Below are 12,211 nucleotides of genomic sequence, written 5' to 3' on the forward strand. Positions count from 1 at the left end.
ATTTTGAAGGAGACGTAGATAATAAAAGATTACGCCAGAGAAATTATATCAAGATCTGTTCCAACTTATTGGCAATGAGAACTTCTCTTTGTTTCATAAACTCTTCAAACTTACTAGCTGACAATTCAACAGATGGTATATAGTGCTTATGTCTAAAATCTGCCTGTTCTTGTGCCGTGGGATATGTTTGATCTAACCATTGCTGAGTAGGCATATCCGACTTTTCGATGTTTGGAACACCTTCGAGAAGTTGCAAGTTCCCAATGTAGTCAACATTCTCCAGACAGAAGTTAATCTGGTCATTGGTAAGACCTAATTTCCTCAGCTTCGTTTGGGATTTTAACAAACTTCGAGGGATGATGTGATCCTGGTGAAAAATATTCCGATAGTCCAAGGTCGGATACAGTAGTGCAAGAAGCGAGAAAGCATAGTTGCTTCCGTATTTCGTATACAGCAACGCGTTAATATCCTCATCATCAATCCTTAACGATTTATTTGTAATCTTCAAGTTTGACTTAATAGCATCAAAACTGAACTTATCAGTCATTCCTTTAATGATTTCACGCATAGGACGCAGCACATTGTCAGGTTGACCACCAAAAATTCTTTTCAGGAGCGACACTATGACAAACTTCTTAATCTGATTACGGTCATCTTGATGCTTGGAAGCGACATCAAAATTGATCGGATTTCCGATTCTATAAATGTAATAAGCAACAGGAATAATGACTGAATTGGCAGTTAAAGTTTTTGCATTATAACCGAATGAAGCAAGCAACTTCACAGCAACTCGTATTGATTGGGAAATGGTATCCCATTCGTCTTCAATTTTCTTCATATTAGCAGCATTGAAGTTATCTACTTTAAACGAGATGTCAGTAAAATCGCATAAGACAAGGCATGATTTTAAAACAGTATCCTTGTCGAAGTTAAAACCATCTCCGTAATCGTTAATTTCGTCAACGAGTTCGGTGATCCTATCCCGAGCATCCTCATTCTCCCATTGGGCAGTTGCGATAGAAAGCAACAGATCGGAATACGTCAATTGTGTTCCGCCGCTGTTAACCCGAATGAAGATATTCAACACTTTATCCAATTCATTTCCTTTTTCCATAAAGAAATGAATGACTGGGGACATGATAACTTGTTGGAACAACATCATTAAACATTCCGACGCAAAATTTTCAGTGATGTTATTTACGGTGATGAACTTGAAAATATCTGGCATTCCATTGCAATTCAAGATATCTCCAACTCGATACCAGAAGTACTCTCCTTTAGGGTAGGAAACAACTTCTTTATCAGACAAAAATCTGAAATCGATTCGATCCGATGGCATTTTTAAATTCAAATAAAGCTTCTTCTTGTCGTAGGCATTAGGATCATTAACTCTCTTATAAGGGAGCTTCTCCGTATACGAGCCTTTGAGTCCAATATACAGAGAAGTCAGTCGCTGCTGGCCGTCCAGTATTGCAGTCAAGGAGTGCATTCCTGATGTAGTTGCTTTTGGATTCCGTTTGTTATCTTTTTCATGAAAATCTCTAATAAATTCGTAAAATTGATAGTTATGAACATTATCCCCTTGAACAGACCAGAAGAGAAAAGAACCAACGGGATATTCTTTCATTAACGAGTCAAATAACTTTTCCATTTGCTCTGGCTTCCAAACAAATTCCCTTTGAATAGAAGGAAGCAGGAATTGACGAGCCGCCATATTTTCAACGGCTTCCTTTATTGTTATCGGTTTCTCAAATGCCATCTTTCTATGATTCCTCCGCTCTCAAAGAAATTACCATTACCCAAACAATTACATTGGTTTTCAATCCCATAAACTATAGTCCTAGGCCTCCAGTTGCACCAGAACAGTAAAATTTTCAACAGAGTAGTTCCAATATCCTTCTTCTCGATAAAAAATCTATGAGGGGGGAGGGTGCTGTACTGGAATTGTTTCAATTTCGATGCTTCATCCGTACGATGTAGATCGGGTGAAGGGCTACAACGATGCGCTGCCGGAGGCAAGAATTATGCCCCTCCAAGCTCTGATGTACGAATGCCGCCAAAATGTGTGAATATATAGGCATACCTATTTTTCTGGCACCATGTTTTTTCTGAACACACTACGTTCAAGTACGGGTCGTTCATAGTTACGCTGCAAAAATCACTTTTCGAGAGGAACAGCTTGCTCAACACCCTCTCGAAGACACTGGGGTTATATAGTTTTAAACCCAATTATTAACTATAAACAAACTAACTTTAACCCGCCATTTTGAATAGTTTCCAACATGACAGAACAAGCTTAGTAGCTACTCATCTGCTGAGAATCCACCACTATGATCATGCGGAAAAACACCCAATTTGAGGAAGGGGAATTTTTAGGCGGATTCCCCGGCTACTCCCGCAGCCAAGCTTTCATCGCCGCCTTGCTCATCGGCCCTTGAGTCCGGTCGCGAACCAGCCCGGAGGCATCGATCCAATACGACGTCGGGTACGCCATCACTCGGTACGCGCCGCCGGCCGTTCCGTCGGTGTCCAACAATATCGGAAAAGTAAGCCCTTGATTCGCAGCAAAAGCATCCACATCGCTCCGCCGCGCTTCCGTGTTTGTCATATTTACGGCCAGCACCACAACATCAAGACCGGCAGACTCGCGGTAAAACTGCTCCAGATCCGGCATCTCGGCACGACAAGGGGGACACCAGCTGGCCCAAAAATTAAGCAGCACCTTCTTGCCCCTATAATCGGACAACTTAACGGTCTTCCCCTCCGTCGTCTGAAGTGAAATGTCAGGAGCAAGCTGACCCGGCTTCACTCCTTCCGTCATTGCCGCAAGCGGCTGCGCCTTATGCAGCAGTTGCTCCTCCCAGGTGAATGCGGCAAACAGCAAAATGACGCTGAGCAGTCCTTTTTGCGCGCGGGCCATGCCGGCCGTTCGATTTCTCGAAACCGCATAAAGCAGCAGCAGCCCCCATGACAGCAGCGCCGATAACAGGTGAAAGATTTCGCTGAACCGCTCCAGCAGGCACATGGCTGTGTAATAACCTGCCGCCCCGGCCAAACAAACCGCGCAGATGGCGTCCAGCCAGACTAGCCCGGCCACTTTGTGCTTTCTTGCAAAGCGCCATATAAGCCATGTTATCGCCGCTCCCGCAATCCAAATACCGGCCTCGCCGCCGTTAAAATAAAGCAACGCCATCGGATTGCGCACTGCCGCGGCCGGCTCCGTAACGATATAACTGAACTTCCAAGTAAAAAACGCAAGCAGAACCCCATTTACGAACAGCTCCGGTATGCGCTGCGCCGGCTCCGATTCCCGTCTCACCATATATTTTAAAGCAGCATAAGCGATGATTAGCGCCGCAATCCACGGCAGCAGCTCCGCTTTGATAAAAAAAGGTCCCAGCTGTATCGGATCCATCATCCATCCCCCATTCCGACAACACCAAATTGTATCTCTTATCATTTTAGTATGAATGAGATTCCACAAGTGTCAAGGCGATACGCTCAGATGAAAAATCCCCCCGGCCCCCAGCTTATCCTGCATCATGCAGAATAATGAGCTGGTTCCCGGGGGGATCCGTTACAGTTGGCCGCTGCCGTTGTAATTTAAGTTTCGTTTGTCGGCGCCGCTGCATCGTTCATCGCGCCACGCGAAGAAGCCGGCATCGCGGTAAGACGGGGCCTATGCATCCGCAGCAGTCCGCCGCCGGCCTTAAAATCACTTACCGATAAACTGCTGTGTGAACATTTTACCGCAGGAGCCGCCGTCCACGATGCCGATGCCGATATGGGTAAACTCGGCTTTCAAAATATAAGCCCGATGGTTTTCCGAACTCATCAGCGCCTGATGAGCCGCTGCCGCAGACTTATTGCAGGCGATATTTTCGCCGACTGTCTGATTAGTTACGCCGAATTGCTTCATCATGTCGGATGGCGAGCCGTACGTCGGCGACTGATGATCGAAGTAGCTGTTATCGATCATATCTTTGCTTTTCAGCCTGGCAGTGTTCACCAGCCCCGGATCGACCGTTAGCGGCGCCAAACCGGCTTTCTGACGCGCCTGATTGATCAAATCGACCATTTGCCGTTCCTCTGCGCTGATCGTCACAGAAGGTGTCGGGGCCGGGTTTGGAGCCGGCTGTGGTGTCGGTGTCGGTTCTGGCGTTGTCTCCGGTGTTGGGACCGGTGTCGGTGTCGGTTCCGGCGTCGTCTCCGGTGTTGGGACCGGTGCAGGTTCCGGTTCTGGCGTCGTTTCCGGCTTTGGTGCCGGTGTCGGTTCCGGCGCCGTCTCCGGTTCCGGTGTTGGTGTCGCCTCCGGCATCGTACCCGGCCCTGGTACCGGTGTCGGTGTTGGTGTCGGTGTTGGTGTTGGTGTCGGTTCTGGCGTCGTCTCCGGCTTTGGTGCCGGTTCCGGGGCAGACTCCTTCGGAATTTTCAATTTGCCGTATGCCCACAAAATCGATTCCAGCGTCTTATTGTCTACAGCCCCGGTAACGGGAAGTCCATACGCTTTCTGAAATAATTTGACGCCTGTTTGTGTTCCGGTTCCGTAATAGCCGGTAATATTGCCCGAGAAGTAACCCAGCGATTTCAGCATGCCTTGTACAACGAACACGTCGGGACCGCTAGCGCCCGGACCAAATGCTTGCGCTGCCGGAATATTCGTAAAAAGCAGCGTCAAGCAGACGAAAATAACAAGAAACCAGCGTTTTTGCGCATGAATCATATGTTGCTCATCCTTCTTCCGTCTTAAGTAGACTATCATTCGGATATAGCTTCGGCAGAGCCGCCGCATATCATCAGCCATTATTTACTTTCCCCCACCTGCCTGGAAAAAAATACAAAGCCCGCTGAAAATATTCAGCGAGCTTGTGTTAGCCGCAGTACTCCCTGCGGGCTGTCTCATTTGTTTGATCCGGAGTGAAAATCGTCCGGATTTACAGCAGCGATTGAGAGCCTTTAGCGGCTCGGCTTTCTGCGCAGCAGCGCGGCGATCAGTGCAAGCACCGCTACGACAAGCGCGGCGGCAGACAGATACAGCGGCGCTTGAGAGCCTCCGGCTGTTGAGCCTTGCGACGAAGCAGCAGCATTGCCGCTATGGCCTGCGGCTGCCGTGTTGCCGTGGCTGTCCGCAGCGGCTCCGGCCGGTTTCGGCGCCACCGCCGTTACGGAAGCCGGCTTATCCGAGCCTTCGGCGCCAACCCACTCGACCACGCTGCCGTCCTTGTACGTTTGATATGCTTTCCAAACCAGCTTGGTCGCTTTATCCCCAACCTTGCCTTGCATATAAAACTCGCCAAACTCCGTGGCCGAAAGCCCGTCACCGGTAGCCGTCCAGGTTACGCCGGTAATTTTGCCTGCGGCATCTTTGGCAATGTCGTATTTCCAGCCCGGCTTCGGCTCAAAACGGGAGATGGAAACATCATCAACGGGAAACTTGATTTCCACCTTCACGGTAGGGATATCTTTCTCCGTCGGTACCCGCACCGCGAATTTCTCATAAGTACCTTGCACCGATTGATTCGGCAGAACCGTTACGTGCGCACTGGCGATGCCGCTTGCAAGCAATACTAAAGTAAAACATAAAGAAAGCATGATGGCGGTTTTTTTCATATCTACATCCAACCCCTCGGCGATTTATTGTTCTTTAAACAATGTAACCGACGGGTTCCGATTTAAACATGGCCCGAGCGGGCTATTTCCGCTTCTCATTGTGACTGTACTGTGTCAGTCCGTGCCGGATCGCATACGCCGTCAGCTGCACGCGGTTGTCGAGCTCCAGTTTGGCTAAAATATTTTTTATATGGTTTTTGACCGTATTTTCGGTAATAAACAGCTGTTCGGCGATCTGCCGGTTGCTGTCTCCGGAAGCGATGCGCGCGGCGATTTCCTGCTCCCGGGCGGAGAGCGCCGACGGTTGGGGTTCCTCCGCGCGCGGACCCGAACGGAAACGCTGAAACAGCTTGTCCGCCATCTGCCGCGACAGATCCGCGTTATCGTCAATCAGCGCATGGAGATAAAGCGTCCAGTCCGCGGGATTCATATTTTTCAGCAAATAACCTTGCGCCCCGTATTGAATCGCCGCGAATAAATCCGCCACATCGTCGGAGACCGTCAACATGACAACCCGAATATGCGGATATTTGATTTTGATTTTCCTTGTCGCTTCAAGTCCGCCTAGAACAGGCATGTTGATGTCCATCAGCACGACATCGGGCAAAAGCGCTTCGCACAATTGAACCGCTTCCTCGCCGTTAGCCGCCTCTCCTACGATTTGGAAGGCCGCATCTCCCTCCACCAGGCTTCGTACCGCACTTCTGGCCATCGGGTGATCGTCCGCGATAAGCAGTCTATATTTCATGAGAAGCCCCTCCTCCGATAATATCGATTTCCGTACCTTGCCCCGGAGCGGAACTTACCTTAAATGCCGCTCCAAGCTCCTTGGCCCGCTTCTCCAACAGCGTCAGTCCGTAGCCGGTAGAATGCGGCGAGCGTTCCGCCATGCCGATACCGTCATCTTTTACCGACAAGCGCCAGCCGGAGCCATTATTAACGTTGTGGGAAGCTCCGGTGACGGGACGGGAAGAAACCTCCTTGAGCCGAAGCGTTATCTCTGCACGTTCCGCCTGCGAATGCTTGCGTATATTCGTGCATGCTTCCTGCACGATGCCAAACAACTGCACTTCCTGCGAAACGGTAAAATAACCGTCCGGCACGTCCATGATCAAATCCGCTTCGATCCCGGTCATGGCGCTCCAGCCTTGAACCCAAGCGCTGAGCCGGGAGGCGAAGGCGCTGCCGTCCCCGGGAGGCGTGCGCAAATTAAAAATCGCCTGGCGCAGATGACTGTCGATTTCACTGGCCGCCGAGCGGGCTTCGTTAATTTTCCCCTGCTGCAGCTGCACATTCAGGAAAAACAGCATTTGCGCGATATGATCGTGAAGCTCTTGCGCGAGCCGCTCCCTTTCTTCATAAACGGCGCGCTGCGATTGTTCCTCCGCAAGCCGCACATTGATGCGCTCGATTTTGCGGAACATCCATGTAGCAAACAACAGGGAGAGCACCAAGGTCAGCGCCGTGATATAGAAATTGCCTGCTTCCATCGACAGCATGTCCAGCAAGAAATCATGACGAATATATTCAAATCCTCCGATCATCAGCACAGGCACAAAAATCGTAAGCAGCTTCAGTGTGCGCAGCGACATAACGGTCCCCCACTTTTTTTCTATTGTTCGATCGTCCGCAGCAGTACGGTCTTTGATCCCATTATACACGGAGGTTTGGATATTGACAGCTTTCGCCCTATTCGGTAAACTATATTTAGTATCTGGTACTAATACTTGATACTACATTTTAAAATGACTGGGTGGTGCTGTTTATGGGAAGTTTGAACGCCCGCAACCAAGACGCCGTTTCGCCCGGCCCTGCCGGAGCGCGTATTACCGCAACGGGAAGTTACGTGCCGGAGCAAGTGCTGACCAATGCCGATCTGGAAAAAATGGTCGACACCAGCGATGACTGGATTGTGCAGCGGACCGGCATCCGGGAACGGCGCATATGCGCGCCCGATCAATTTACAAGCGATCTGTGCATCGCCGCGGTGCGCAATTTGCTGGATACATGCCCCCAAGCGGAACTTGAGGACACCGATTTGATCATCGTTGCCACACATACGCCCGAGCTGGCTTTTCCCAGCGCCGCTTGCCTGGTGCAGGGACATTTTGGCCTGAAGCAAGCCGGCGCCATGGATCTGAACGCGACCTGCGCCGGGTTCGCGTATGCTTTGCATGTAGCAAACGGCCTGATCTGCGCCGGGCTGCACAACAAGGTACTGGTCATCGGCGCCGACGCGCTGTCGAAAACGACGGATTATACCGACCGCACCACCTGCATCCTGTTCGGCGACGGCGCGGGAGCCGCACTGCTTGAGCGAAGCGCTGACCGGCCCGGCTTTATCGCTTACCATGGCGGAGCTGACGGTTCGGGAGCGGAACATCTGTACCGCACCATCCTTACCGATAAGCTGAAAGACAAAAACGGCGACAGCCAACCTCTGAAAGCAGATGGCCGCATCGTTCAAAACGGCCGGGAAGTGTACCGATTCGCCGTTACGACCGTGCCGGTTGGCGTATCGGCTTTGCTGAACAAGGCGGGCATGACAGCCGGGCAGGTGGATTGGTTCATTCCGCACAGCGCGAATTTACGCATTATCGACTCGGTTTGCGAGAAAACCGGCTTGTCCCTTGATAAAACGCTGCATACTATCGAGCGATTTGGCAACACTTCCGCCGCCACCATCCCGCTGGCATTGGATGCCGCGGCCAAAGCCGGTAAACTGCAAGACGGGGATAACCTGCTAATGTACGGATTCGGCGGCGGGCTTGTCCATGCCGGATTGCTGTGGCGCTGGAGCTGCTGAGCTTAGCAGCGGACATAACCCAACCCGGAAGCTTGCGTTGCCCAGTCGCCGCCACTCAGGGTTTGCGACAATGCTCCGCTCCGGCGCATGGTGCGCTTGCTTTCTCGTGTTCGGCAGAACTCGAGACCGGCAAGCCTCCGAAGCATGATGCGCTTGGCTTGCCCGTGTTCGGCATAACTCGAGAGCGGCGGCAAGCCTCAGGCGCATGATTCGCTTGCTTCCAAATGTTCAGCTGTATAACAGCGCAGCGATCCACTTTTCCTGCGACACAATCGTGTGTATGGATATGTGCCGGAGAGGTAATCTGCTTACCCTGATCCATCTTTAACTACCCTCCGGCTGAACCCTGCAAGCACACTCATCCATTGTACCGGTGCTAACGGTCCATCAGCAGCAAACTGACAATATGATCCCATTTATCGTACAAGGTTAAAAAAAAGACGTCTCTGATTCTGGGGCTCGGAGTCAGCAAGTAAGTATCGCGAAATTGCTTGATCGCCGTTCGTTCGCGATGAACCGCGGCTTGCAGTCCATCGCGGTATGTTTCGAAAAAAACCGGCTCGGGGCGCACCTTCGGCGTGTGGCCGCGAAGCTCTTTATACATCGATTCAAACAGGCCGAAATGCTTATTTTCTTCACGCAGCATCGTTTCGATCCGCTCGGCCTCGTCATCGGTCGGCGCCATTTCAAGCAGCCTTAAATAGGTTTGAGCCATTTCCGCAGAGTGCTCCAGACTCCATTGCAAGTACCGCACAAACAAGCAAAAATCCCGATGCTGAAACGTAACGCCGGACGTAGGGTGAGAAGCGCTGAAGGAAGTTGTATCCATGAGGTTGCCTCCATTCCATGCGAAACAAGAGTATATTATATTCTTATTCCGCACGGCTCGCCTACGTCACAACAAATTAACGCCCACAGCGGTATCCTGGACGTTTTTTTACCGACACAAATCGACTATTTCCTGGGAAATGGAAAAAGGGTCATGGTTTCCCGCTACAATTCGCTATATGCCTTCTCATGGCCTCTTTCCAAACCTTCGGCATATCCCGACTGAAATCCTCGATCGTACCCGATATTATATCCCCGATCGTATTGCTCTTTATGAGCGGGCCCGCCCAGCCGATTTTTTCTTTTGCGAAGCGGACGCGAGGAGCGGATCACTTTTTTGCGCCGGATTTTACTTGAGCCGGACGCCTTCTTGCGGCCTCGCTTCACCTTCTTTTTCACTTTTAGAGCCATCAGCGTTCACTCCTTTCGCCCTCATTGCCGTCATATCCATCAGGGGACGTTTCTTTCGCAGCGATCGGCTGAAGAAAGGATGAATTAAGCCAGATCTTGCCCGGTTTGCCCCGTTTCATTCTAGCAAACTTCACGCCGGTTATTTTTTCCGCGAGCACGCGCTGGTGTTTGCCGATAACCTCGATATTTTCAGCCAGCTTCTTAGCCGTTTTCTCGGAATCGGCGCTGATTTGGGCCACAGACTCCAGCATCTGGCTTAAAGCCCGCTGGCTGCGCGCCAGCGAGATAAGCATATGAAGTTTAATATGCCGCTCTTTTTCCAACACGTTCATTTTAAGCCGCCGCCCAATCCGCCGAATAAATCGCCTAATCCTCCGCCTCCTCCCAAATCGCCCGAATCGGACTCATCCTTCCGGTTCAAAATGGTTTGCAGGTTTTTGGCAAGCGCGTTTTCCATTTTGGTCAAACCGTCGATCACTTCAATCAGTTGATCGTGAACATCCATCGTTTCTTTAACCTGTTCGGTATGGCCCTCATAAGCCATCGGAGACAGGTGATTGCATACCCAGTGGCGCGATTTTTCCGCCTCTACCGCCTTGGCCTCAAGGATCAGCGCTATATTAAATTGAATTTTGGCTGCAGCATCAAGCATTCTGTAATAAGACTGAGTTCGGCTCAAGTTCATACCCCTTTCCCGATCGCACCAAAACTTACTCTTCTCCCGGGTCCTCTTCCAATTCTTTAATGACGCTGGTCAAATTTTCCGTCAACGCATCCTCCAGATCAGCCAAGCTGTTTAAATAAGAAGTAATGCTTTTGGTGACCAGCAGCGATTGTTCCATCAGATCGCTGATATCTCCGAATCCCGGATTCTCATGAGGAATATGATGGCTTAACGCTGATAAATGAATGGCAATGTGCCTTTTGGCTTCAATGATATTGGCCAGTTCCTCCTGGGATTTGGCCATATGCACAATCATGTCCGTAATTTGGTTCTGCATCCGGCGCCCCTCCTGATTGCTGCAGTCGATCTTCTTTACTTTATGCCGCGGGCTCATATTAAGCGACATAGGCGATCGCCCAATTTCTGTGCAGCGCGAGTCCGTTAGCCGGACTCTACGCGATCGGAATCTTATAAATTATCGGCTTGCAGAACGACCGGTGCAAGAATAGGCAATCCGGCCGGCAAGGCGCCCAGCAGGTGACCGTCCACCTGAACGACCGGCCGCCGTTCATAGCCCCAGGACGCAAGCGCCTGCCCGGAGATGACTCGCCGCACTTTGCCTTGCTCCAGAAGAAATGTCCGGCCTTCCTCCGCTTGCAGAAGCGTCCCGTCGCGGTAGCCGTAATAATCCGGCGCATCTCCCGCCGAGCGGTTCAGTTCATCGGCATGAACCGCTCCTCCGACCGGGCAGCCTCTTAAATCGACGTGGGACAGGCGAGTGACAGGCAATTTCACCTGTTCTGCTGCCGTGACCGGGTGGCGGATGCCGTCCCTCAGCCAGTACAATGCCCCGTTGTTGCCTTTTACCGTCACGCCGTTAGGATAATACTGCACCATGCGGCGGGGTGCGGTCTGCGCATCCGCCTCGGCATTGATCTCCGGTACGGAGCCCCACTTACGGCCGTAAAACTGTTGATTTTTCTCGTAGACCGCCCCCATGTTCGAATCGAGCGCCTTCATGCTCACGCTGCCCACATGATGGATAAACGTATCCCGGGCAATGACAAGCTGGGCGCCCAGCAATTTGACGCGGAGGCAGAAATCGTCGTCCTCGCAGTTGCCGATCTCAAACCCTTCATCAAAAAAGCCTACCCGCTCGAACAGCTCTCTCCGGAACAGCAGGCAAAATCCGGTAATCCTCGCTGTTTTTTGCCATTTTTGAGGATCGGATTGATTAAACGTTTCGGCAAAACGGTGCATTTCCGCGATATTCGGATAAGAAGTGGCGACCAGCTGCTCTCCGCTAATGTAGTTGGTCACCGGACCGACAAGACCGAACCGTTCATCGCTTTGCAGGCATTTCTGCAAATTGCCGAGCCAGCCTTTGGTCACCACCGTATCGTTATTCAGCACCATTAACGTCGTTCCGCAGGCCATTTTAAGCCCTTGGTTCACACCGCCGGAGAACCCGGCATTGGTCTTGTTGATCCGGTAACGAAGCTGGCCTGTCATCGATTTTAAATAATCGGCAGTCCCGTCCGTCGAAGCGTTGTCGATGACGATAATTTCATGGCGTTCCGGCGTATACTGCTTGATGCTTTCGATGCACTGCCGCAGCAGCTCGCATTGATTATAGGTCGGTATAACGATACTTGTACCTTCAAAAGGCTGACGAAAGGCGATGACGCCGGTTTCGAAGCCATACGGCAGACCTCCCTCCCGGCCTGCCCGAAAACCATTGCGGTAACCCCTATCATAAGGGCTGGATTTCATTCTGCGGAGCCGTTTGAAGTTCTTCCTCCTCCGGAAAACTCCGGCTTGCGCACGGCCGGCTCGCGCCTTTCCTTTGACGGCCCGTTTCATCTTCATATTACGCGTCTCCTTTCCGGTTC

13 protein-coding genes are annotated in these 12,211 nt (G+C 51.2%); 1 reads left to right on the top strand and 12 read right to left on the bottom strand.

Annotated features, from left to right (window positions below; genetic code table 11):
- Positions 1 to 43: 43 nt before the first annotated feature.
- The 6 genes from EYB31_RS01660 to EYB31_RS01685 form a co-directional block, all read right to left on the bottom strand.
- Positions 44 to 1,759, bottom strand: a complete 1,716-nt coding sequence (locus EYB31_RS01660; RefSeq protein ID WP_131011515.1) for a DUF262 domain-containing protein — start codon at positions 1,757 to 1,759, stop codon at positions 44 to 46.
- A 630-nt stretch (positions 1,760 to 2,389) separates the two neighbouring features.
- Positions 2,390 to 3,418, bottom strand: coding sequence for a TlpA family protein disulfide reductase (locus tag EYB31_RS01665; RefSeq protein WP_165452147.1), 1,029 nt, complete (start codon positions 3,416 to 3,418; stop codon positions 2,390 to 2,392).
- A 297-nt stretch (positions 3,419 to 3,715) separates the two neighbouring features.
- A complete protein-coding gene (locus tag EYB31_RS40780) occupies positions 3,716 to 4,723 on the bottom strand; it encodes a peptidoglycan-binding protein (protein ID WP_131011517.1) in 1,008 nt (335 codons plus the stop codon).
- Between the two features lie 233 nt (positions 4,724 to 4,956).
- Positions 4,957 to 5,610, bottom strand: coding sequence for a YcnI family copper-binding membrane protein (locus EYB31_RS01675; protein ID WP_131011518.1), 654 nt, complete (start codon positions 5,608 to 5,610; stop codon positions 4,957 to 4,959).
- Between the two features lie 82 nt (positions 5,611 to 5,692).
- A complete protein-coding gene (locus tag EYB31_RS01680; protein ID WP_131011519.1) occupies positions 5,693 to 6,358 on the bottom strand; it encodes a response regulator in 666 nt (221 codons plus the stop codon).
- Complete coding sequence (locus EYB31_RS01685; protein WP_131011520.1) at positions 6,348 to 7,202, bottom strand: sensor histidine kinase; 855 nt, start codon at positions 7,200 to 7,202, stop codon at positions 6,348 to 6,350. Before EYB31_RS01685 ends, EYB31_RS01680 begins: the two co-directional genes overlap by 11 nt.
- Positions 7,203 to 7,375: 173 nt before the next feature.
- On the opposite strand from EYB31_RS01685, the gene EYB31_RS01690 reads away from it, so the two are divergent.
- Positions 7,376 to 8,416, top strand: coding sequence for a ketoacyl-ACP synthase III (locus EYB31_RS01690; RefSeq protein ID WP_131011521.1), 1,041 nt, complete (start codon positions 7,376 to 7,378; stop codon positions 8,414 to 8,416).
- A gap of 376 nt (positions 8,417 to 8,792) precedes the next feature.
- Here EYB31_RS01690 and EYB31_RS01695 read toward each other — a convergent pair whose 3' ends face one another.
- The 6 genes from EYB31_RS01695 to EYB31_RS01720 all read right to left on the bottom strand — a co-directional run bounded on the left by EYB31_RS01695 (position 8,793) and on the right by EYB31_RS01720 (position 12,188).
- Positions 8,793 to 9,245, bottom strand: coding sequence for a ferritin-like domain-containing protein (locus EYB31_RS01695; RefSeq protein WP_131011522.1), 453 nt, complete (start codon positions 9,243 to 9,245; stop codon positions 8,793 to 8,795).
- Between the two features lie 164 nt (positions 9,246 to 9,409).
- Positions 9,410 to 9,655: a hypothetical protein gene (locus tag EYB31_RS01700; protein ID WP_131011523.1), complete on the bottom strand. Its 246-nt coding sequence runs from the start codon at positions 9,653 to 9,655 to the stop codon at positions 9,410 to 9,412.
- A complete protein-coding gene (locus EYB31_RS01705) occupies positions 9,655 to 9,987 on the bottom strand; it encodes a hypothetical protein (protein ID WP_206105418.1) in 333 nt (110 codons plus the stop codon). The genes EYB31_RS01700 and EYB31_RS01705 overlap by 1 nt, the downstream gene beginning before the upstream one ends.
- On the bottom strand, positions 9,984 to 10,334 hold the full coding sequence (locus EYB31_RS01710) for an alpha-helical endospore appendage domain-containing protein (protein ID WP_131011524.1): 351 nt from the start codon (positions 10,332 to 10,334) through the stop codon (positions 9,984 to 9,986). The genes EYB31_RS01705 and EYB31_RS01710 overlap by 4 nt, the downstream gene beginning before the upstream one ends.
- A gap of 31 nt (positions 10,335 to 10,365) precedes the next feature.
- Entirely contained in the window at positions 10,366 to 10,656 is a 291-nt protein-coding gene (locus EYB31_RS01715) for a hypothetical protein (protein WP_131011525.1), read from the bottom strand.
- 131 nt (positions 10,657 to 10,787) lie between these two features.
- Positions 10,788 to 12,188 (bottom strand): glycosyltransferase family 2 protein, encoded by a 1,401-nt coding sequence (locus EYB31_RS01720; protein WP_240761996.1) that lies wholly within the window; start codon positions 12,186 to 12,188, stop codon positions 10,788 to 10,790.
- Between the last annotated feature and the right edge of the window lie 23 nt (positions 12,189 to 12,211).

Origin of the sequence: Paenibacillus thalictri (genome assembly GCF_004307995.1) — a bacterium.
Classification (GTDB): Bacteria; Bacillota; Bacilli; order Paenibacillales; family NBRC-103111; genus Paenibacillus_AF; species Paenibacillus_AF thalictri.

Bases quoted from the DNA above. Each gene is read 5' to 3' on its own strand.
- EYB31_RS01660 (WP_131011515.1), bottom strand. From the start codon at position 1,759: ATGGCATTTGAGAAACCGATAACAATAAAGGAAGCCGTTGAAAATATG.
- EYB31_RS01665 (WP_165452147.1), bottom strand. From the start codon at position 3,418: ATGATGGATCCGATACAGCTGGGACCTTTTTTTATCAAAGCGGAGCTG.
- EYB31_RS40780 (WP_131011517.1), bottom strand. From the start codon at position 4,723: ATGATTCATGCGCAAAAACGCTGGTTTCTTGTTATTTTCGTCTGCTTG.
- EYB31_RS01675 (WP_131011518.1), bottom strand. From the start codon at position 5,610: ATGAAAAAAACCGCCATCATGCTTTCTTTATGTTTTACTTTAGTATTG.
- EYB31_RS01680 (WP_131011519.1), bottom strand. From the start codon at position 6,358: ATGAAATATAGACTGCTTATCGCGGACGATCACCCGATGGCCAGAAGT.
- EYB31_RS01685 (WP_131011520.1), bottom strand. From the start codon at position 7,202: ATGTCGCTGCGCACACTGAAGCTGCTTACGATTTTTGTGCCTGTGCTG.
- EYB31_RS01690 (WP_131011521.1), top strand. From the start codon at position 7,376: ATGGGAAGTTTGAACGCCCGCAACCAAGACGCCGTTTCGCCCGGCCCT.
- EYB31_RS01695 (WP_131011522.1), bottom strand. From the start codon at position 9,245: ATGGATACAACTTCCTTCAGCGCTTCTCACCCTACGTCCGGCGTTACG.
- EYB31_RS01700 (WP_131011523.1), bottom strand. From the start codon at position 9,655: ATGGCTCTAAAAGTGAAAAAGAAGGTGAAGCGAGGCCGCAAGAAGGCG.
- EYB31_RS01705 (WP_206105418.1), bottom strand. From the start codon at position 9,987: ATGAACGTGTTGGAAAAAGAGCGGCATATTAAACTTCATATGCTTATC.
- EYB31_RS01715 (WP_131011525.1), bottom strand. From the start codon at position 10,656: ATGCAGAACCAAATTACGGACATGATTGTGCATATGGCCAAATCCCAG.
- EYB31_RS01720 (WP_240761996.1), bottom strand. From the start codon at position 12,188: ATGAAGATGAAACGGGCCGTCAAAGGAAAGGCGCGAGCCGGCCGTGCG.